Raw genomic sequence first — 22,565 nt, forward strand, 5'->3', positions numbered from 1 at the left:
GTGACAACAATAATGAAAAAGCAAATTGGTTTATTAGTGATGGCATACGGCACACCACAAAAAGACGAAGATTTAATTCCATACTACACACATATTCGTCACGGACACCGTCCAACAGACGCACAAATCGAAGACTTACGTAGTCGCTACCAGGCAATCGGTGGTATTTCACCACTTGCAGCAACGACAGAAAAACAAGCAGCTGCATTAGGTGCTCGTTTAAATGAAGTACAAGATGAAGTGGAATATAAAGTGTATATCGGTTTAAAACATATTGCACCATTTATTGAAGATGCAGTTGAACAAATGATTAATGATGGTATAACCGAAGCTGTTGGTATCGTATTAGCACCACACTTTTCATCATTCTCAACTAAAGCGTATCACACACGTGCAATCGAAAAAGCTCAAACATTAGATGCAAACTTCAAATTTAAAGGCATCGATAGCTGGTATAAGGAAGAAAAATTCTTACAATACTGGACTGAAAAAATTAATGCTGAATTTGATGGGATGTCAGATGAAGAACGTGAAACAGCTTGTTTAGTTGTTTGTGCGCATTCTCTTCCAGAAAAAATTATCGCAATGGGTGACCCATATGCAGATCAACTATTCGAAACAAAAGATTTACTACAACAACGTACAGGTTTGAAAAATGTTGCATTTGGATGGCAATCAGCTGGACAAACAAAAGATCCTTGGTTAGGCCCAGATGTACAAGATTTAACACGTGACTTATACAATGATAAAGGGTACCGTTCATTCACCTATGTACCAGTTGGTTTTGTTGCAGAACATTTAGAAGTACTTTATGACAATGACTATGAATGTAAGACAGTATGTGAAGAATTAGGTGCGAACTATCACCGTCCAGCAATGCCAAATGACAATGCTTTATTCATTGATGCTATGGCAGATGCCGTTCAGAAAGCGTTCGCGAAATAGGATAGAAAGTGATGATACATGTGACTGACAATACGCGAAGGGTAGCCATAATCGGTGGCGGAATCACCGGTTTATCGGCAGCGTTCTATTTGCAGGAACAGGCGAAATTACATCACTATCCATTAGAAATCGTATTATTAGAAGGTTCTCATCGTTTAGGTGGGAAACTTCAAACGCTACGCAAGGATGGTTTTATAATTGAACGCGGGCCAGATTCTTTTATTGACCGCAATCATACTGTTTTAGATTTAGCGACAAAATTAGGGATTGATCATGACCTAGTACAAACAGCGAATGCAAAAACATATATTGCGGTGAACAACAAAGAACTGCAGCCAGTCCCAAAGAACACTATTCTAGGGATTCCAACACAAATCAAACCATTTATGGCATCGAACTTGGTGTCGTGGAGCGGAAAAGTACGAGCTACAGCAGATTGGATTCTGCCACCGAGCAGGATTGATGGGGATCAATCTCTCGGGAAATTTATGCGCCGACGTTTTGGCGAAGAATTTGTACAAAACTTAATAGAGCCTTTTCTATCGGGTGTGTTTTCTGGCGACATCGACGAGCTAAGCCTTCAAGCGACATTACCAACCTTGCTACAATATGAGCAGGAAACGGGAAGTGTCATGCGAGGAATGCGCCGTGAGTTAACATCAATGGATCCACGTACATTTACAGAGGAGCATAATGCTTTTTCTGTGCAAACATTTACAAATGGAATGGATATTATCGTTGATGCTCTTGCAGATGCATTTAATGGTCAGCTAATGAAGGGTGTACGTGTGCAATCAATTAAGAAATCAAACGACCGTGTTTGTTTAGCGCTCAATAATAAATCAAAGCTGTTAGTAGATGGGGTCGTTATTGCGACGCCTCACCAGGCAGCACAAAAACTTTTTAGCGAGCAACAATTATTACAAGATTTAAAAAGTATTCCATCCAATACAGTAGCTTCTGTTTCGATGATTTTTAAAGACGAGACGTTACCAGAGTTTGATGGTACTGATGTTTATATGTCACGTAATAGCGATTATTCGTTAACATCCGTTACAAATGAAACGATGAAATTCCCGCATATTGCGCCAAAAGGATATACATTACTGAATTGTTATATCGGTCGCACGGGTGATGCTGCCATTGTTGAATTATCGGATAGCGAAATTGAAAAAACAGTTATTGAGGATTTGAAGCAATTGTCTGGTGTAACAGAGCAGCCAGTTGAAACGGTTGTATCGAGATGGAAAGATTCTATGCCACAATATACAATCGGCCACATTGACCGAATTAAGCATGCGAAAAAAGAACTCTATGAGGCGTTTCCAACTGTTCGCCTTGCGGGTAATTCTTATGAAGGCATTTCCTTGCCAAAGTGCATTGAGCAAGGAATGAAGAATGCAGAAGAATTATTAGATGAGTTATTTAAATAAATGATAGAAAGAGGCAAGCTTAGGCGAGCCTCTTTTATTTTTCTCTAATAGTTCACAGACATTTCACAACGATTCGTTACAATAAAGGAAAGGGAGGAATGATTGTGCGGTTTAAATTACTTGGAATAATGTTTCTTAGCAGTTTGCTTGTGGCGTGCAATCATTCTGCATATTCAGAGATTGATACACAAACAGATTTTATTGCATCAGTGAATATTCAAGAGCCCTCGATTGATTTTATTGATTCAAAGGGGAAGCAGCTTGCGGTATGGCCACTTGCAGAAGCTTATAGTGGCGCGACATTGATTGGCGACGACCGCATTTTATTATATGGTCATGACCTAGAACATGCTGATATTTTTCAATTAAGTACAGGGAAAAGAGTAACTGAAATAGAAACAGGTGAAGGGACTACAAATGCGCTTTATGATGTGCAGACGAAGCTTGTTTATTTAGCGAATAGCTGGACTAATACAGTATCCGCATATGATGAAAACGGTCAAGAGCGTTCAACGCAAAAGGTAGGAAAGTATCCGATGTCGATGATACGGTATAACCATCAATTATTTGTCGTGAATTTTAAAGATACAATGTTGAGTGTATTAGACGCAAAAACACTTCAAAAACAGCATGAATGGAAAATTCCAGCGTCATCTAATGGTCTAGTAGTTGTTAATAATGAATTATGGATTGGTGGACATGGTTCAGGCAGTACACCAAATGACAATGTAGTAAGACTTAATATTAAAACAGGTGATATGCTAAAAAAAGTGAAGCTACCAATGATGCCGATTGCTTTCTTAAAGGATAATAATGCGATTTATGTATTGAGTCATGGCGAGAATGTGCTGCATAAGCTAGATACAGACGGTAAAGAGATTTCAAGTAAGGAAGTTGGCGCAAATCCATTTACACTTGCAAGCTTTTCAGGACATATTATTGTGGCAGGGTATGATGATCATAAAATTTATTGGACAAATGGGACAGAAGTAGAGCGTAGCCAAACAGTTGGTACTGGACCATTTCAATTGTTAGTGAGGGAAAAGTAGATGACGACGATTTTAATTGTAGACGATGAACAACCAATGCGAGAGCTTGTACGCATTATGCTACAGAAAGATCGCCTAAAAACATACGAGGCATCAAATGGTCAAGAAGCGCTTGATTTATTGGCACAATTAGATATCGATCTTGTGCTACTTGATGTGATGATGCCTGGAAAAGATGGTTTTGAGGTGTGTGCAGAGATTCGGGAGATATCGAATGTACCCGTTATTTTTTTAACAGCAAAAGATGCAAATGAGGATAAAGTTCATGGCTTGCGTCTTGGTGGAGATGACTATATTGTCAAACCGTTTAGCGGAGAAGAATTAGTAGCACGTATCGAAGCGGTATTACGTCGTGCAGGCGCTATACACCAGACCTCATCGAATATACATTATGAAAAACTTATACTTGATGAAATTGCGCGTAAAGTAACCTATGATGGGAAGCGCGTGTCGCTTACGATGAAAGAGTTTGATTTGCTACATTTATTTATGAAACATCCGAATATCGTTTATACACGTGAACAATTATTAACACAAATATGGTCGCATGATTATGAAGGTGGTACACGTACAGTTGATACACATATCAAAACATTACGCTTAAAATTAGGAAAGATTGCAAGTAGATATATTCAAACTGTTTGGGGAATAGGCTATCGCTTTGGATGTGACCAATAATGAAAAAGCTATCGACAAAAATTTGGCTGTTAGTCGTTTCTTTTTTAGTATTTACAGTACTTTTCATGTACGCCTTAACTAATTTTTTATATGAGCGTTTGTACGTGCAAGATACAAAGCAATCTATGATTGAAGTCGGCACCAAACTTACAGGCATGTATGAAGGTGGTAAAGTAGCAGATGATTTTGTGGAAGCAGTTGACCGCTATAATATGTATTCAAATATAAATGTTTTTGCAGTACGAAATCCACGTGAGCTAAGTGCTTGTGTGCCGTTTGATATAGAATACGATACACTCATTGGACCGGAAGAAAGGCAGCAATTATTGCAAGGGAATACAGTGACGAAGCAAGGTTATGAGAAACGCTTTGATCGACAATTAATTTCAGTTGTTGTGCCACTTGTTGATAATGAACGACTAGAAGGAATTTTATATTTATATTTTCCGCTCGAAAAGATTACAGAACTAGCCTCGAAAGATATTACACTCATTATAATTGCAGCATTGCTTTTCTTAGCCTTTATGACCTTTATTACAATAAAAGGTATTGGAGTTATTATGAAGCCGCTTAAACGCTTGCAAAAGGCGTCACATGATATGGCTCATGGTGATTACACAACACGTGTAAAAGTGACATCGAAGGATGAGATTGGTCAGTTATCACAGACGTTTAATGAAATGGCTACCTCTATTCAAAAAAGTGATGAGCAACAAAAAGAATTTTTGGCAAATGTCTCACATGAGCTTAGGACACCAATTAGCTATATTAAAGGCTATAGTGAAGCACTAGCGAACGGACTTATTCCGAAAGAAGATTGTGATGAAAAACTGGGGTTAATAGCGAGAGAAGCGGAACGTATGGAAAAACTAACAACAGAATTATTACAATTGTCTCGTGCAGAGCAAATCGAAAAAATCGAACTGATGCCACTTGTATTGGCCGAGTCGTTACGCGAGGCGACAGCGTTAGCAGAGCAGCGAGCGCAGGTTAAGCAAATGAGGCTCGTTGTAGAGGCTGATGAAGAACTAATTGTTGAAGCGGATGAAGAAAAGTTGAAACAAATCGTTGTTAATTTGATTGAAAATGCGATTCGCTACTCAGATGCTGGAACAACTGTATTTGTTTCTGCTTGTAGAGAAGGAAAGACGGCGAAGTTACAAGTAAAAGATTATGGAATAGGGATACCAGCAAAAGATTTACCACATGTTTCAGAGCGATTTTATCGTGTGAATAAGGCGCGAAGTCGTAGTGATGGCGGCAGTGGTCTTGGCCTTTCGATTGTTGATCAATTAATAAAAGTGCATCATGGATCATGGAAAATCGACAGTATAGTTGGCAAAGGGACAACAGTGACATTATATTTGCCACTATATGCGTTTGAAGACATGTAAAGAACTGTGCTACTACAGTTCTTTTTTTATACGTCTTAATTAATAGTAAAGAACAGTAGAGTTAGCAGTGAAAAAAGCATAAAACTGTATTACTACGAAAAAAAGAGGACACGTTGGGGGCGTGTCCTCTTTTCGTTAAGCGATTTAATTATAGATTCATAAAGTATTTAAACGACAAATTTATGAATGAGAGTATTAATAGCCATTGGGGTAGCGATTAATACAGTAATAGTCAGTGATTAAGGTTTATAGAGAATTGCATTTTTCGCAAGTGTTAGAGTAGCACTCACTTTGTTCCTCAATTTTTTCACCGCATTCTGCACAATTCTTAGCTGGTAAGTTTTTGAAAAATTCTACTACGTTTTCTAACATATTCATTCTCCTCCTTCAATCTGTTATATTACTGATTTGTTGTTACTTATTGTATTATAACAGAAGATTAAAAGTCAATACAAAAAATCAAATTTAAGTTAAAATATTTATAGAACGAAAAAGGGAGGATTTATTCCATGTTATTCATTGATAATAAGGGTATTCATGACCCACGTATTAACTTAGCAATTGAGGAGTATGCATTAAATAATTTAAATGTTGATGAGGGATTATTACTTTTCTATATTAACCAGCCATCAATCATCATTGGCCGTAATCAAAATACAGTTGAGGAAATCAATACAGACTATGTAGATGAAAAAGAAATTATTGTTGTGCGTCGCTTATCAGGCGGCGGTGCAGTTTATCACGATTTAGGAAATTTAAACTTTAGCTTTTTAACAGTTGACGACGGTGACAACTTCCAAAACTTTAAAAAATTCACGCAACCTGTAGTAGATGCACTTAAAAATATGGGCATTGATTCAGAGCTTTCTGGTCGTAATGATATTTTAGCAAATGGTCGTAAAATTTCAGGGAATGCAATGTTTTCAAAAAACGGTCGTATGTTTAGCCATGGCACATTAATGTTTGATGCAAATATTGACGAAGTCGTAAATGCGCTACGTCCGAAAAAAGAAAAGATCGAGTCAAAAGGGATTAAATCTGTACGTTCACGTGTAACGAATGTGATAGAAATGTTAGAAGATAAATCGATGACAGTTGAAGATTTCCGATTAGAAATTTTAAAATCAATTTTCGGTGGCTTAGATAATGTAAAATACTATGATTTAACAGATGAAGACTGGGCTGCAATCCATAAAATTTCAGAAGAACGTTATCAAAAATGGGAATGGAATTACGGTAAATCACCAAAATTCAACATTCAACGTTCGAAAAAATTTGCATCGGGCTTTATCGATTTACGCTTAACTGTGAACAAAGGTATTATGCAAGACGTCCATATCTTTGGTGACTTTTTCGGCATTGGCGATATGAAGGACATTGAAGAGGCGTTAGTAGGAAAACGTTATGAAAAAGAGTCAATTATTGAGGCTTTAAAAGAAATCGATGTACCGCGCTATTTTGGGGGCACATCATTAGAAGATTTTGTTGAATTAATGTATTAACAGAAATGGAGGGGAGAATCGATGAATACCCACCGGATTTTAATCGTAGAAGACGATATGAAAATCGCAAATATGCTTGCAGATACACTTCGCAAGTACCACTACGAAGTGAAAACAGTGGAAATGTTCGATCAGATTATTGAAGAATTTAAAGCGTTCGACCCTCATCTCGTACTGCTTGATATAAACTTGCCATCTTATGATGGGTTTTATTGGTGTCGTCAACTACGTCAGTTTACGACGGTACCAATTATTTATATTTCAGCTCGTTCAGGCGAGATGGATCAAATTTTTGCGCTTGAGAATGGTGGCGATGATTTCATTACAAAACCATTCCATTACGAAATTGTTCTAGCAAAAATTAAAAGCCAATTACGCCGTACATATGGCGAATATGCGGCAAAGCAAGAAGAACGCACGATTAAGTTAGGACAGTTAACGCTTTATTTAGAACGCATGGAACTGCATACGAAAACAGATCAACTAGCATTACAAAAGAAAGAAAGTGTTATTTTGGAGCTATTGATGGGGGAATCTCCAAAAGTAGTCTCACGTGAACGTTTACTTGAAGAGCTGTGGGATGACCAAGCTTTTGTAGATGAAAATACGTTAAATGTGAACATGACACGCGTGCGTAAAAAGCTAGCAGATTACAATGTACTATCAACCATTGAAACGGTACGAGGTGCAGGCTATCGTTTCGTACTGAATAGTCAGGAAGTGTAGCGATGCAATTAGTGTGGTTGTTCTTGCGCGAACATGTATCGATTATTATATTTGAAATCTTTCTAGTAGGTTTTATTTTAGTTTTATATTGGCTAGATGGTTTCCGTGATATGAATACAGCAATTTATTCGATTTTAATTACATTGATGCTAACAAGTACGTTTTTAGCGGCTCGTTATATTATTCGTAAACGCTATTATGAAAAGATTCTACAAGTGCCTAACACAATGGAAGATGCGCTACAATCAACCGGTAAAACAGCTGAGCAAATTCAGAGTGAAGAATATGTGCATGAATTGTATCGTATTTATCAGCTTGAAGCGCAGGAATTGTATGCAACGCAAAATCGTCATCTTCAGTTTATGAATCAATGGGTGCATCAAATGAAGACGCCGCTTGCCGTATTAGAGTTGATGTTACAAGATCCAGATGAGCTTGATAAAAAAGGTGTACAAGAAGAAGTAGAACGCTTAAAGCATGGGCTTGAAATGGTACTTATGAATGCGCGTCTTGATACATTTGAAGAAGATATGCATATTGAAAAGGTTGATCTGAAACATCTTGTCATGGAAGTCGTCAATCAAAACAAACGTTTATTTATTACGAATCGAGTTTTTCCAAACGTCGAGATCGCGGAAGAAACGCTCGTCATGACGGATTCGAAATGGATGAAATTTATTATTGGCCAGTTTATTACGAATGCTGTGAAGTATACATTTGAAGAGGGTAAGAAAGTGTATATTACAACAGAAACATCCGCAAATGAAGTGAAGTTGCATGTGCGTGATGAAGGGATAGGTATTCCGTCCACCGATTTAAAACGTGTAAAAAAAGCGTTCTTTACGGGTGAAAATGGTCGTAAATCTGGTGAATCAACAGGTATGGGGCTGTATTTAGCAGACGAGATTTGTCACAAGCTAGGCCATACATTAACAATTGATTCAGCAGTTGACGCTGGTACAACGGTAACGGTGACATTCAATTTGTCATAAGTGGAGGGATTTTTAATGGCGATTTTAGAAATTAATGATGTGACAAAGGTATATGAGGGCAAAGTAACGCATCGTGCGATTAATCAGTTAAGCTTCGAAGTAGAAAAAGGTGAATTTATCGCAGTCATGGGGCCATCTGGCAGTGGTAAAACAACTCTTTTGAATATGATTTCAACAGTTGATCGACCAACAGCCGGGGAAATTTTAGTCAATGGTGTCAATCCGCATACATTGAAAAAAAATGAATTGGCTTTTTTCCGTCGTCGAGAATTAGGCTTTATTTTTCAAGATTTTAATTTACTCCAAACATTGAATGTCGAAGAAAACATGGTGTTGCCATTAACGCTTGATAATATGAATGTAAAAGAGATGGAAGCTCGCGTTGCAGAGCTTGCACATCATTTAGGCATGGAGGATATTTTACATCGTCTGCCTAATGAAATTTCAGGAGGTCAGGCGCAAAAAACAGCGATTGGGCGTGCGCTTATTCATAAACCGACGCTTATTTTAGCAGATGAACCAACAGGTAATTTAGATTCAAATTCATCGAAGGATGTGCTTGAGTTACTTGGGAAAATTAATAAGCGAGATAATACAACCATCGTTATGGTGACGCATGATCCGATTGCGGCTAGTTACTGCGACCGTGTGTTATTCATTAAGGACGGCGAATATTTCAATGAAATTTACCGTGAAGATCATCGTCAAACCTTTTTCCAACGCATTTTAAATGTGTTGAGCCTACTAGGAGGTCATGTCGGTGAGTTTTCGTCAGTTCGCTTATCGTAATGTTGTACGAAATCATCGTATTTATGCAGCCTTTTTCTTAGCTAGTGTATCATCGGTGATGGTGTTTTTTATTTATTCGATGTTGATGTATCATCCTAAGGTTGAAAATGAGTTTATGATTGATATTGCATTTCGTGGTATGTACTTTGCACAAATCATTTTAGTGTTGTTTATGCTTTTTTTCCTTTTTTATTCGATGCGTGCTTTTTTAGAAGCGCGTTCGAAAGAATTTGGGGTTTTAATGCAACTTGGGATGGAGAAGCAGCAACTCAATAAACTAGTAACGCTTGAAACGATGCTAATTGGTTTTGCATCGATTATTGTGGGGATTTTATTTGGCTTTGCTTTTTCAAAATTTTTCTTTATGGTCATTCGTGAAATTTTACAGATTTCCGCATTGCCAATTTATTTCTCATGGAAACCATTTATGCTAACGATTTTGACATTTGCAACGCTCTTTATTGTAGTGTCACATTTAAGTGTTCTAACAATTAAAGACCAAGAGTTAATTTACTTATTACGTGGAACAGATAAAAATATTCAACCACAGCCGTATTCGAAAATGGGTGCTATTACAGGATTTTTATTACTTGGTTTAACCTATTATATTATGTTGAATGTAGATAAAAGTAATTTGCTGTTTTTAGCGCTCGTTGTGCCACCGATTATGATGATTGGGACGTATTTCTTCTTTAGTGATGCGGTGTTATTTATAATTGATTTGTTAAGGAAGTCTAAGAAAATTTATTGGCGTAAATATCGCTTACTTGCTTGGTCAGAGTATGCAAAAATGCTAAAAGCAAATTCTCGTATGTTTTTTATTTCGTCGATTGTATCAACGTTATCATTTTTAGCGATAGGTACATTGAGTTCGATGTCGGCATTTACACATCAATATCATCAAATTAATCCAATTAGTATGATTTATATTAGTAAACTTGATAATCCGTATGAATATCAGCATTTGATGAGTTTAGAAGATGAGTTAAATGATCGCAATTTAGATTATCAACTATCGATGATCGAAGTGAAACCACAGACGTCTTCAAAAACGGGCAAGGCAATTCAAGTTGTTAGTGAGGAACAATTTAATCAGTTAGCAAAAGCATTAGATGAACCCACCATCGATTTGAAACGCGGTCATGCAATGTTTATTCCATATTCAGATGAAGCGTATAAAACATTGAATACATTAGATATAAAGACAACATTGGTTGAAAATGATGTGAATATTCGTATTCAAGGTGCATATCCTGTCAGCTTCTTTTCAAAAGATCAATTGGGTGTTAATGCGATTGTTGTAGAGAGTAATGATTATGCGCGTCTTTATAATTTAAAAGAAGGCTATCATACAGGTAGTCGCATTGATAAAATCTTCGCATTCACTGTTAAGGATTGGACTGCTACACAATATGTTGGGCATGCACTCGATAATATTATGACAGAGGCATCGTTAACGAACAGCCAAGGAACAACGCCGTTTTATTATAAAAATAATGGGATTGATTACGAGATTCTACGCTCAACCTTTGCGCTCATTTTATTTATCGGTATTTTAGCTTCTGCAGTATTCTTCTTAGCAGCAGGTAGTTTTATTTACTTTAAATTATATGCAAACTTAGATCGTGACAAAGTTCAGTATACGACACTTCGACGAATGGGCGTAACAGATCGAGAAATACGTAAACTGGTAAACCGCCAACTTATTCCACAATTCTTTTTACCATGGGGTGTGGCAGTAGTTAACAGCAGTTTTGCTTTTATTGGCCTTCAAGTATTTTGGGAAGGTATTGCGGATTTATCGATTGCAAAAACGCTTATTATGGTAGTGGGAATTATGACTGGACTACAATTATTGTATTTCTATTTGATTCGTTGGCGTTATTTAGCGCATTTAAAATAATATAGAGGAATCGGCCTGTTTCGGGTACGATTCCTTTTTTGTATAATAAAGGGTAGAAGAGGTGACGCATGTTGAATTTACTACAGCGATTAGCAAGTCAGCAGCCAGATCGCGCTGCGCTCATATTTGAAGGGCAAACAGTGAATTACGAGGCTTTATGTGAGCGAGTTGAAGGGATTGCCGTTCATTTACGTACACAAGGTGTATCAAAAGGACACCATGTTGCATTAATCATGGATAACCATCGAGCATTTGTGGAAAGTCTATATGCTATTTGGGTAATTGGAGCAGTAGCGGTGCCTTTAAATCCAGACTATACAGAAGCGGAGCTATCGTACATTTTAGATAATGGAGACGTTAGGTATGCTATTGTTGCTTCAACGGATGGAATTGGTAAAGTACCATATACAACGATTGAGGAGATTAATCACGTAGAAGGATGTAAACCTACAAATTGGCATGTGACGGATACAGAAACTGCACTAATTTTATATACATCAGGCACAACAGGTAAGCCAAAGGGAGCTATGTTAAGTCATTTAAATCTATATAGTAATGCGCGAGATGTTGCACAGTTTTTCTTATATAAGACAACGGATATCGTTATTGTCGCATTACCGTTATTTCATGTGTTTGCATTAACTGTAGCTTTGAATGCGCCGTTATTTGTTGGAGCGAAGTTAATTATTTTACCACGGTTTAGTCCAACTACTGTACTCGATACAATTGAACGTGAACAAGTAACATTATTTGCAGGCGTTCCATTAATGTATAACTATATGGTACAAGCAGCTACGAAACGAGATTTAAGTAGTTTGCGTTTAGCTATTTCTGGAGGATCACCACTTCCACTTGCCATTCACGAAAAGTTTGCGAGTATCTTTAATATACAAATTTCAGAAGGGTATGGTTTATCAGAAGCTTCTCCTGTTACATGTTTTAATCCTGTAGGGCGCACTAAAATAGGTACAGTAGGGACGGCTATTCCAAATGTGTCGCTTAAAATTATAGATGAAGGATTAAGCGAAGTAGCAACAGGGCATATCGGCGAGCTTGCGGTAAGTGGACCAAATGTGATGGCAGGGTATTATAAAAATGCTGAAGCAACTACTGCGGCTTTTACAGGGCATTATCTACGAACAGGAGATCTAGCATTTATCGACTCAGAAGGGTATGTGACGATTATTGACCGAAAGAAAGATTTAATTTTGGTAGGTGGATACAATGTCTACCCAAAAGAAGTGGAAGAAGTCCTTTATCGTCATCCAGATATAACAGAGGTAGCAGTTGTCGGAAAACGTAGTAAGCAACTAGATGAGGAAGTTGTAGCGTTTGTTGTAAGTAATACGAAACTAGATGAAGAAGATTTAAAAGCATATTGTGCGAAACGTTTAGTACGCTATAAATGTCCAGTACGTATTCAACAAATTGAGATGTTACCTAAAAATAGTACAGGAAAAATTTTAAAATATGAATTATAAAAGAGATTGAGAAATACGTGTAAAAGCAACCTCTCCTATTGGCATAAGAAAAACCGGAATCGCGCTGCGGCGCGGTTCCGGTTTTTCGTTGCGAACGCTAAAAAAGGAACATGACGTATTTTGTCCCAGTGTCTTTTTATACTTTTCTTTTACGAAAGGCAAAGTATACAGCTAATATATTAATTGTAACAGCGATGATACCAAGTGAAAAAGTTACCTCATCACCTTTTAAATCAAATTCTTCAACAATAATACCCTCTGTGAAAAATAGTAATATGATGAATACTAAGTTACTAACCCCAAAGAATATTTGATAAAAGCGCGAGCGATATTTTGGAATAATCGCCAGTACAAGCATGATAAGTGATAGTGCTAAAATAAAATAAAATAATGGTTCGAATAATGTAAAAGTGTCTTGCACAACTTTACCCTCCTAGACAAAATAAACCACAGCGCGAACTCAGTCGTCCTTTTTGCGCTGTGGGCCTATGAATGATTATTTAATCATTTTATTTTTATAGTAACCGAAGTATAGAACAAGCAATAAAATCATCCAAATTGGACCGACAATTAATGCGATACGAGTGCCTTCGTTAAATGCCATTAAAATAACGACGAATAAGAAGAAAATAATCGAAATATACGACGTAAATGGATAAAGGAACATTTTAAATGATAACTTATTTATTTGTTCTTTCGATAAGGTTTTACGATATTTAATTTGTGTTATCAAAATCATAATCCATGTAAAGACAGCTCCAAATGTTGAAACACTTGTGATATATGTAAAGACCTTTTCATCGACAAAGTAGTTTAATACAACGCCAATTAGTAAAACAATTGCAGACATATAGATCGCATTTGTAGGTACACCTGTTTTACCAACTTTTCCGAAAATTTTTGGAGCTTGCTTTTGATGACTTAAATTAAATAACATACGACCCGTACTGAAAATTCCTGAGTTACAGCTTGAAAGGGCAGCGGTTAATACAACGAAGTTAATAATTCCGGTTGCGTAACGAATACCAACGTTTTCAAACATCATGACAAATGGGCTATTACCATCTGTAATTTGATCCCACGGATAAATAGCCATAATGACCGTTAATGCGCCGATATAGAATACGAGAATACGAATTAATACGGTATTAATTGCACGTGGAATTATCTTTTTCGGATTTTTCGCTTCTCCAGCCGTTACACCAATCATTTCAACTCCTAAGTAAGCGAACATAACAATTGGTAGTGCGGCGATGATACCACCAAATCCATTTGGCATAAATCCACCATGTGACCATAAATTACTGAAACCAATTGCATCTCCGCCATTTCCAAGGCCAAATAAGATTAAGCCAAGGCCTAGAACAATCATAAAGATGATGGCTACGACTTTAACCATTGCAAACCAAAATTCCAGTTCACCAAATGCTTTTGCAGCGATTAGATTAATAATCGTCATTAGGATAAGTGCAAATAATGCCCACATCCATTTTGGCGAATCCGGGAACCAAAGCTGCATGTAAATTCCTGCTGCAGTAATTTCCGCCATACATGTGACAATCCATAAGAACCAATAGTTCCAGCCCGTTAAAAATCCAGCGAGTGGACCTAGTAGCTCTTGTGCGTAGCGGCTGAATGAACCCGCAACAGGATGATCTGTTGCGATTTCACCAAGTGCACGCATCATGAAAAAAATGAAAATACCCCCGAGTGCGTAAGTCAGTAAGACGGCAGGTCCGGCTAACTTAATTGCTCCCGCAGAACCTAAAAATAATCCTACCCCGATAGCGGCACCGAGCGACATTAACGTGATGTGTCTTGACTCCAGACCTCGCTGAAGTTCAGGTTGCTGTTTTGACATAAAAACGCCTCCGATGCTATGAAATTGCATTATCAATGTTATCATAAAACTGTGACAAATACATGACAAAGACAAGGGTTTTTACATAAATTTTCAGAACATAATAGAAAACTTAGATAATTTAGTGAGTATGGTAAGATATGGTATGCGAAGAATTTCGAGGGGGAATTTGAGATGACACGTTTAATAGAATCAAAGGATTTATATCAATTACATTCAGTTACAAGTCCAGTATTATCACCAAATGGAAAAGAAGCAATTTTTGTCCGTACAGAGATGAATGATCGCGACAATACGTATTATGGCTACTTGTATCATATTAATTTAGAAACGAAAGAAATTACGCAATGGACACATCTTAAGGAACGTATTTTAAATATTAAGTGGTCACCAGATGCACGCTATGTAAGTTTTTTAGCGACGCGTTCTAAAAAGAATCAACTATATATTTTGCCAACTCGAGGTGGCGAAGCACAATGCTTAACGAACTTTATGTACGGTCTAACAAACTATGAATGGTCACCGAATTCAGAATCTATTTGGTTTAGTGCCAATGTAGAAGAAGATAAAGAATTTACAGATATGGCAACGAAAATCAATCCTAAGCGCCCAGACGTATATGAAGTTAGTGGCATGCGCTACAAATTAAATGGGATGGGATTACTCGCTAAAAATCGTCATAGCCAAATTGGCTCAATTGATGTACTTACACAGCGCATTACACGTTTTACAAATGACACATTTGACTACCATTTTGCGGCTTTATCAAATGATGGAACGAAGCTAGTATATGCTGTGAATCGCGCGGATGAAGAACAACGGGATCATGATTTTAGCTCACCACTTTATATTGTAGATATCGAGACAAAGGAAGAAACATTGATTACGGATATGCAAGGGTATTTCGGAGAGGCGTATTTTTCTTTAGATGATCGGTATGTAGCGTTTGTTGGCTCGCCTTTAGAGCCGTTTAAAAATGCAGCACATGCAGAAGTATATATTTATGATGTGAAAGAACAGTATTATTACAGCTTAACGGCAGCAATGGACTTACCAGTAGGAGATTATCAAACAGCGGACGTACAACAAGGTGCTGTAGCCCCAGGTGTTGTTTGGTGTGATGATAATGCACTTTATTTCCAAATGTCTTCGATGGGTGATACACGTCTTTATTACGCGACGCTTGACGGAGCAATTTATCCAGCAACGCCTGAAAATGAGCATGTCTATGGCTATGATGTTAATCACGATGCAATCCATGCGATTGCGACAATTAGTGATTCGACGCATATTGGTGAATTATACGCACTTAATATTTCAACAGGTGAACGTGAACAGTTAACACGTTTTAATATAGCTTTTGAAAAAGAGGTAACGATTGTAGAGCCTGAAGCATTTAATTTTACAAATGATGCAGGTGAGCTTGTATTTGGCTGGCTAATGAAACCAGCAGCATATGAAGAGGGCAAGCAGTATCCGCTACTTTTAAATATTCATGGTGGACCACATATGATGTATGGCAATACCTTTATTCATGAAATGCAGTTGTTCGCGGCAAAAGGCTATGGTGTTGTGTATGTTAATCCAAGAGGTAGTCATGGCTATAGTCAAGCATTCGTCAATGGCTGTCGCAATGATTATGGTGGTGGCGATTATCGTGATTTAATGCAAGCTGTAGACATCGTTTTAGAAGAAAATTCGTGGATTGATGAACATCGCTTAGCTGTAACAGGTGGTAGCTACGGAGGATTTATGACGAATTGGATTGTTGGTCATACAAATCGGTTCAAGGTAGCGGCAACACAGCGCTCTATTTCCAATTGGACAAGCTTTTACGGTGTATCAGATATTGGCTATTATTTTACAGAATGGCAAATTGGCAGCGATATGACGGATGTAAATAAATTATGGGCGCATTCGCCGCTGAAATATGCGGAAAAAGTTGAAACGCCCTTACTGATTTTACATAGCGAGCAAGATTATCGCTGTCCAATTGAGCAAGCAGAGCAATTTTACATGACGCTTAAATCAATGGGGAAAACGACGAAGTTTGTTCGCTTCCCACGAGCAAATCATGATTTATCACGTACCGGACTCCCAAATTTACGACAAGAACGTCTGAAACAACTTGTCGTATGGTTTGAAAAATATTTGTAAAGATTATGTAAATACGCAACTTTAAAAGCAATAAAACGTTGCTTGTAAGTAGCAATAGGCGTATGATACATTACGTATTTTGAAAGATTGTGAGTGACAAATTTGGATATTATTAAATTTTTATTCGACTTTATTATGCATATTGATGAACATTTAGTTGAATTGATTAAAGACTTTGGTTTCTGGACATATGGATTGATGTTTTTAATCGTCTTTATTGAAACCGGCGTCGTTATTTTCCCATTCTTGCCTGGTGATTCATTATTATTTGCAAGCGGTGCTTTAGCAGCTATAGGTGGATTAAAATTACCACTCGTGTTGCTAACATTTTTCGTTGCAGCAGTGTTAGGCGACAGCTTGAATTTTGAAATTGGGAAACGTGTTGGAACAACAATCAAGCCAGGAAGTTTTTTAGGGCGTTTTATTAGCCAAGAAAACGTTGAAAAAGCACAACTATTTTTCAATAAACATGGTGGTAAAACAGTTTTAATTGCGCGCTTTATGCCTTTTATCCGTACCTTCATTCCATTTGTAGCAGGCGCTAGTCGTATGAATTATCGCTACTTCCTTATGTATAATATTATCGGTGGCGCATTATGGACAGCAGTTTGCGTATTAGCGGGTTACTTCTTCGGTAATATTCCGATTGTGAAGGATAATTTCTCAATTGTTGTTTTAGCGATTATTTTTATCTCGGTTTTACCAGCTTTGATTGCTGCGATTAGGGCAAAATTTTCAAAGAAATAAGCATATTTTTTAAGGCTGTAGGGAATACGTTTCCTACAGCTATTTTTTTGTGTAAAATAATGGGAAACAACGTTAGAGGGGGAGGCTGCTTTTGGAAGCGTATATTGGGAGGCAACCGATTTTTGATGAGTTAGAGCAAGTGTATGCGTATGAACTACTGTATCGCCATAATGAAAAAAATTATTTTGAGATGCCAGATGCAGATGTAGCTACTTATGATGTCATTGCGAAAACGTTTGTTTCATTTGGTGTAGACGAATTGTCGCAAGGACGGCCATGCTTTATTAACTTCACAGAGAATCTTTTGATGAGCCCCATATTTGAGCAACTTTCAGCCCAACTTGTCGTTGTTGAACTACTAGAAGATATCGTCATTACAGTGGATATTATCGAGCGTGTGCAGGAATTAAAGGGTTTAGGATATCGTATCGCATTAGATGATTTTTTATTAAACGATGATTTACTAGAATCTGAAATTTTTAAGTATGTTGATATTATTAAGGTGGATTTCTTACTTGCATCTGAGGAGGAACGCCTAAAAATAGAATATTTAGTGCGCAGCTATTATCCGCATATTACATTATTAGCTGAAAAAGTAGAGACTGTTGAAGAATATACATGGGCGCGTAGACATGGTTATAAGTTATTCCAAGGCTATTTTTTTAAACGTCCACAGATTATTGTGACGCAGGAAATTCCTGCGAACATTTTACAGTATTACCGTGTGATCGCTCTTTTACGTGAAACAGATCCAAACATTAATGACTTAGCAGAAACAATCGAGCGTGATATGTCTTTATCTTATAAATTATTAAAATTGATTAATAGTTCCCCTAAACGACGTTTGAATAAAGTACGTTCGATTAAAGAGGCGATTATTTCACTTGGACTACGTGATTTACAGCAGTGGTTGCATATTTTAACGTATCGAGAAATGCGGGACACAAAAGTTTCGGGGCGTATGGAGGAAGTGATGCGGACCTCATTAATTCGTGCAAAAATGTGTGAATCACTAGCACGCTATAATGGTGGGAAATTGCATTCGGAATATTTTTTAGTCGGTATGTTTTCGTTGATAGATGTTATTTTAGGGCGACCGTTGCATCAAATTTTAGAGCAGTTGCCATTGTCAGAAGGTGTTGTTGCAACGCTTAATGGAGAAGCTACGCCATTACAGCCTTATTTACAACTTGTTATTTCGTTAGAAAATATGGAAATCGAGCGTATTCGTCAATTTGCGCAGCAAATAGAAGTACCGGCAAGTGCTATTTTACGCATGCATTATGAGGCGAATAAGTGGGCAAAGCAAGTTCACTAGGTAGATTTCATGCTATACTGAAAGCGACTGCAAGGATTAATAATTGGAGGGGGAGTCACATTGAAAAAAGCATTTTTTGGCGTCATGATGGGAGCATCACTATTGTTAGCAGCATGTGGAAGTAGTGATGAATCAGGAAAAGAAAATGGTACTTCAGCAGAACCGGATGCAGCGCAATTAGCAGAGCAAAAATGTATGGGTTGTCACGGTAAAAACTTAGAAGGTGGCTCAGCACCTGCACTTACTAAAATTGGTGCTGAAAAATCAGAAGAGGAAATTGCGAAAATTATTAAAGAAGGTACAAAAGGCGGCATGCCAGCAGGTCTTGTAAAAGATGAGGAAGCAGATACTTTAGCGAAATGGTTGGCTGAAAAAAAATAATTGTTCTACGAAACTGCTCTTAACGCAAAGTTACGCGTTTGGAACAGTTTCTTTTTATGTGCTAGGTTGCTAAAATAGGAAGGTATGAGAGGAGTGTGTATGAAGTGGATCAAGTGAGTACAAAAGATGTAATGGAAATGTTTGATTTGACGCTAGAAAGCGGAGAAGAAGGTATTGGTCGTCACATTTTAACAAGTGATATTTCACGTCCAGGGTTAGAGATGGCAGGATACTTTCATCATTACCCGGCCGAACGCGTACAGTTGTTAGGAAAATCAGAGTTATCATTTTTTAATACATTATCGGTTGAAGCGAAGCGTGACCGTATGAATCAATTATGTGCCGCAAATACACCGGCAATTATTATTTCACATAACATGGAAGTGCCAAAAGAGTTGATTGAAGCTTCAGAGGCAAATCATGTTCCTGTATTAATGACAAAGTTAAAAACGACACGATTTTCAAGTATGTTAACAAACTATTTGGAAAGTCGTCTTGCACCGATGACAGCAGTACATGGGGTGCTAGTTGATATTTATGGTATTGGTGTTTTATTAACAGGTAAAAGCGGCGTAGGTAAAAGTGAAACGGCGCTAGAGCTTGTAAAAAAAGGCCATCGCTTGGTGGCGGACGATTGCGTAGAAATTCGTCAAGAATCGGAAAATATGTTGGTCGGCAATGCACCAAAGTTAATTGACCATATGTTAGAGATTCGTGGAATTGGTTTAATTAATATTATGACAATGTTTGGTGCTAGTGCCGTACGTCGTAATAAGCGCATTTCGCTTGTCATTGATTTAGAACTATGGGATGCTGAAAAAACATATGACCGACTAGGCCTAGAAACACAAACGATGAAAGTCCTTGATACAGAACTGACAAAGTTAACGATTCCGGTGCGTCCAGGACGAAACTTAGCCGTTATTATTGAAGTAGCAGCGATGAACTATCGTTTGAAAAATCTAGGAATTAACTCGGCTGAAGAATTTACACAACGTCTTGAAAGTGTTATTCAAGAAAAATCAGATATGTAACGTTGTGAAAGGAGAACAACATGGATTTAGCTTTAATGGCAATTGATCCGGTAGCTTTTTCAATAGGAGCAATTGATGTCCGCTGGTATGGTATTATTATTGCTTGCGGAATTTTACTCGGATATTTTGTTGCACAAAACGAAATGAAAAAACGCGGTTTTGGAGATGAATTTTTAACCGACTTATTAATTTGGACAGTGCCAATCGCCATCATTTGCGCGCGCATTTACTATGTCATTTTTGAATGGTCTTATTACAGTCAAAATCCTGGGGATATCATTCAAATTTGGAATGGTGGGATTGCGATTCACGGTGCATTAATCGGTGGCGGTATTACAGTTTATGTATTTTGTAAAAAGCGTGGGGTTAGCTTCTGGCAAGTGGCAGATATTTTAGCGCCATCGATTTTAATTGGTCAAATTCTTGGTCGCTGGGGTAACTTTATGAACCAAGAAGCGCATGGTGGCCCTGTGACACAAGAATTCTTAGAAAACTTAATGATTCCAGATTGGATTATTAATCAAATGAATATTGGCGGTATTTATTATCACCCAACATTCTTATACGAATCACTGTGGAATATTTTAGGGCTGATTGTCTTACTATTATTACGCAAAGTGAATCTCCGCCGTGGCGAAATTTTCTTAACGTATGTCATTTGGTATTCATTTGGTCGCTTCTTTATTGAAGGCCTTCGCACAGATAGTCTATTAATTATGGGCTTCCGTACAGCACAGCTTGTTTCATTAATTGCCCTAGTAATCGCGGTGGTTGTTTTTATTTATCGTCGTGTAAAAATGAAACAGGTACGTTATAAAGATTAAATGATAAGAGTATTGCGGATAACGCGATGCTCTTTTTTTCGTTATAATAAAGAAAAGAAAAGAGAGGTGCCGCTTTATGAATTTTGAAGCATTATTATTTGATTTTGATGGAACATTGTTAAACACGAATGATTTAATTATTGAAACGTTCGCGCATGTTATTGATCCAAAATTTCCAGGACGTTATCAACGTGAAGATTATTTGAAATTTATCGGGCCAACACTCATGGAATCTTTTACAGAGGTAGATGCAATTAATGCGGAGTCATTAGTAGCTGAGTATCGTTTATGGAATCAGGAGCATCACGATGAGCTAGTAACAGAGTTTCCACATGTAAAAGAAGTGCTAGTAGCGTTGCGAGAAGCAGGTGTACGTTTAGCTGTTGTGTCAACGAAACGTGGTGATACACTACGAAAAGGCTTAGATTTAATGGGCATTACGGAATTATTTGAAGTTATTATTTCACAGGATGAAGTAACGCATACAAAGCCACATCCAGAGCCAGTTGAAAAAGCAGTTGCGCTTCTTGGTGTTGAAAAATCAAAAACTTTAATGATTGGCGACAATTCACATGATATTTTAGGTGGGCATAATGCAGGCGTTAAAGCAGCCGGTGTGGCATGGTCATATAAAGGTATAGCGTATTTAGAGCAATTTAATCCGGATTATATCCTACATGATATGACGGATTTATACGACATCGTAGGAATTAAAAGCCATGCGTAAAACGACACGCTATCCAGTAGAAGGGTCGACGTCGCTATGGCAGGTATACAAAACGGTTTCTTTTTGGAAAATTGTTAAATGTTTTATCGTTATTGAAATTGCACGCATTACACCATTTTTATCATGGAAGAACTGGATGTATCGGACGTTTCTTCGGATGAAGGTAGGGAAACGAACAGCCTTCGCGCTGAAGGTGACACCTGATACGATGTTCCCAGAGCGTATTTCAGTTGGAGATGACGCCATTATTGGCTTTAACACAACGATTTTAGCGCATGAATATTTAGTGGATGAGTACCGACTTGGTGATGTTATCATTGGAAATAATGTGATGATCGGAGCCAACTCAACAATTTTACCAGGTGTGACAATTGGCGACGGGGCAGTGGTTTCTGCGATGACATTAGTGAATAAAGATGTTCCTGCAGGTGCAATGGCTGGTGGCAATCCGATGCGTATTATTTATACGAAAGAAGAACGTGAAGCGAGGAGGAGATAACCTCGTTTTTGATTCAAATAGTCTGTTTATTCAATCAAATCTGAAATAAGGTTGACGAATTAACATGATTGCGTTAAAATATCTTCAACATATTAGTTCTCTAATACTCTAGTGTATTAAAGTAT

Annotated in this window: 22 protein-coding genes; 19 read left to right on the plus strand and 3 right to left on the minus strand. The window is 37.5% G+C overall.

Annotated features, from left to right (window positions below; genetic code table 11):
* Positions 1-12: 12 nt before the first annotated feature.
* The 5 genes from hemH (at position 13) to KTHG_RS17015 (ending at position 5,499) form a co-directional block, all read left to right on the plus strand.
* Positions 13-945, plus strand: a complete 933-nt coding sequence (hemH, locus tag KTHG_RS16995) for a ferrochelatase (RefSeq protein ID WP_139995471.1) — start codon at positions 13-15, stop codon at positions 943-945.
* Between the two features lie 11 nt (positions 946-956).
* Complete coding sequence (gene hemG / locus KTHG_RS17000; protein ID WP_255512492.1) at positions 957-2,378, plus strand: protoporphyrinogen oxidase; 1,422 nt, start codon at positions 957-959, stop codon at positions 2,376-2,378.
* A 149-nt stretch (positions 2,379-2,527) separates the two neighbouring features.
* Positions 2,528-3,427, plus strand: coding sequence for a YncE family protein (locus KTHG_RS17005; protein WP_255512493.1), 900 nt, complete (start codon positions 2,528-2,530; stop codon positions 3,425-3,427).
* On the plus strand, positions 3,428-4,105 hold the full coding sequence (locus tag KTHG_RS17010; RefSeq protein ID WP_126991235.1) for a response regulator transcription factor: 678 nt from the start codon (positions 3,428-3,430) through the stop codon (positions 4,103-4,105). It abuts the gene before it with no gap.
* Positions 4,105-5,499 carry a sensor histidine kinase gene (locus KTHG_RS17015; protein ID WP_139995475.1) on the plus strand — a complete coding sequence of 465 codons (1,395 nt, stop codon included), beginning with the start codon at positions 4,105-4,107 and terminating at the stop codon, positions 5,497-5,499. Before KTHG_RS17010 ends, KTHG_RS17015 begins: the two co-directional genes overlap by 1 nt.
* A 246-nt stretch (positions 5,500-5,745) precedes the next feature.
* Here the strand turns inward: KTHG_RS17015 and yhfH are convergent, their stop codons facing one another.
* Complete coding sequence (gene yhfH / locus KTHG_RS17020) at positions 5,746-5,871, minus strand: protein YhfH (RefSeq protein WP_081715080.1); 126 nt, start codon at positions 5,869-5,871, stop codon at positions 5,746-5,748.
* A 137-nt stretch (positions 5,872-6,008) separates the two neighbouring features.
* Between yhfH and lplA the strand changes: the two genes are divergently transcribed.
* From lplA to KTHG_RS17050, 6 genes are all read left to right on the plus strand, one after another.
* Positions 6,009-7,001, plus strand: a complete 993-nt coding sequence (lplA, locus tag KTHG_RS17025; protein WP_126991237.1) for a lipoate--protein ligase — start codon at positions 6,009-6,011, stop codon at positions 6,999-7,001.
* Positions 7,002-7,022: 21 nt separating this feature from the next.
* On the plus strand, positions 7,023-7,727 hold the full coding sequence (locus KTHG_RS17030; protein ID WP_126991238.1) for a response regulator transcription factor: 705 nt from the start codon (positions 7,023-7,025) through the stop codon (positions 7,725-7,727).
* A gap of 2 nt (positions 7,728-7,729) precedes the next feature.
* A complete protein-coding gene (locus KTHG_RS17035; protein ID WP_139995477.1) occupies positions 7,730-8,719 on the plus strand; it encodes a sensor histidine kinase in 990 nt (329 codons plus the stop codon).
* Positions 8,720-8,734: 15 nt separating this feature from the next.
* A complete protein-coding gene (locus KTHG_RS17040; RefSeq protein ID WP_139995479.1) occupies positions 8,735-9,508 on the plus strand; it encodes an ABC transporter ATP-binding protein in 774 nt (257 codons plus the stop codon).
* On the plus strand, positions 9,474-11,411 hold the full coding sequence (locus KTHG_RS17045; RefSeq protein ID WP_255512494.1) for an FtsX-like permease family protein: 1,938 nt from the start codon (positions 9,474-9,476) through the stop codon (positions 11,409-11,411). The genes KTHG_RS17040 and KTHG_RS17045 overlap by 35 nt, the downstream gene beginning before the upstream one ends.
* A 71-nt stretch (positions 11,412-11,482) precedes the next feature.
* Positions 11,483-12,892 (plus strand): long-chain-fatty-acid--CoA ligase, encoded by a 1,410-nt coding sequence (locus KTHG_RS17050; protein WP_139995624.1) that lies wholly within the window; start codon positions 11,483-11,485, stop codon positions 12,890-12,892.
* A gap of 136 nt (positions 12,893-13,028) precedes the next feature.
* Here the strand turns inward: KTHG_RS17050 and KTHG_RS17055 are convergent, their stop codons facing one another.
* Together KTHG_RS17055 and KTHG_RS17060 are read right to left on the minus strand one after the other, a co-directional pair.
* Positions 13,029-13,313, minus strand: a complete 285-nt coding sequence (locus KTHG_RS17055) for a DUF4293 family protein (RefSeq protein ID WP_126991242.1) — start codon at positions 13,311-13,313, stop codon at positions 13,029-13,031.
* A 75-nt stretch (positions 13,314-13,388) separates the two neighbouring features.
* Complete coding sequence (locus KTHG_RS17060) at positions 13,389-14,753, minus strand: amino acid permease (protein ID WP_126991243.1); 1,365 nt, start codon at positions 14,751-14,753, stop codon at positions 13,389-13,391.
* Positions 14,754-14,927: 174 nt separating this feature from the next.
* Here KTHG_RS17060 and KTHG_RS17065 point away from each other — a divergent pair, with 174 nt between their 5' ends.
* The 8 genes from KTHG_RS17065 to KTHG_RS17100 all read left to right on the plus strand — a co-directional run bounded on the left by KTHG_RS17065 (position 14,928) and on the right by KTHG_RS17100 (position 22,440).
* The gene (locus tag KTHG_RS17065; RefSeq protein ID WP_139995483.1) at positions 14,928-16,910 is read left to right on the plus strand and encodes a S9 family peptidase; all 1,983 of its coding nucleotides are present in this window, start codon (positions 14,928-14,930) and stop codon (positions 16,908-16,910) included.
* Between the two features lie 102 nt (positions 16,911-17,012).
* Positions 17,013-17,657, plus strand: coding sequence for a VTT domain-containing protein (locus KTHG_RS17070; protein ID WP_139995485.1), 645 nt, complete (start codon positions 17,013-17,015; stop codon positions 17,655-17,657).
* 91 nt (positions 17,658-17,748) lie between these two features.
* The gene (locus KTHG_RS17075; RefSeq protein WP_139995487.1) at positions 17,749-18,975 is read left to right on the plus strand and encodes an EAL and HDOD domain-containing protein; all 1,227 of its coding nucleotides are present in this window, start codon (positions 17,749-17,751) and stop codon (positions 18,973-18,975) included.
* Between the two features lie 60 nt (positions 18,976-19,035).
* Positions 19,036-19,356, plus strand: coding sequence for a cytochrome c551 (gene cccB, locus KTHG_RS17080; protein ID WP_126991247.1), 321 nt, complete (start codon positions 19,036-19,038; stop codon positions 19,354-19,356).
* A gap of 104 nt (positions 19,357-19,460) precedes the next feature.
* A complete protein-coding gene (gene hprK, locus KTHG_RS17085; protein ID WP_126991248.1) occupies positions 19,461-20,390 on the plus strand; it encodes an HPr(Ser) kinase/phosphatase in 930 nt (309 codons plus the stop codon).
* 20 nt (positions 20,391-20,410) lie between these two features.
* Positions 20,411-21,214, plus strand: coding sequence for a prolipoprotein diacylglyceryl transferase (lgt, locus tag KTHG_RS17090; protein ID WP_139995489.1), 804 nt, complete (start codon positions 20,411-20,413; stop codon positions 21,212-21,214).
* Positions 21,215-21,290: 76 nt separating this feature from the next.
* Positions 21,291-21,941 (plus strand): pyrophosphatase PpaX, encoded by a 651-nt coding sequence (ppaX, locus tag KTHG_RS17095; RefSeq protein WP_139995491.1) that lies wholly within the window; start codon positions 21,291-21,293, stop codon positions 21,939-21,941.
* A complete protein-coding gene (locus tag KTHG_RS17100; protein WP_126991251.1) occupies positions 21,934-22,440 on the plus strand; it encodes an acyltransferase in 507 nt (168 codons plus the stop codon). Before ppaX ends, KTHG_RS17100 begins: the two co-directional genes overlap by 8 nt.
* Positions 22,441-22,565: the final 125 nt, after the last annotated feature.

Source organism: Kurthia sp. Dielmo (genome assembly GCF_000307285.2).
GTDB lineage: Bacteria > Bacillota > Bacilli > Bacillales_A > Planococcaceae > Kurthia > Kurthia populi.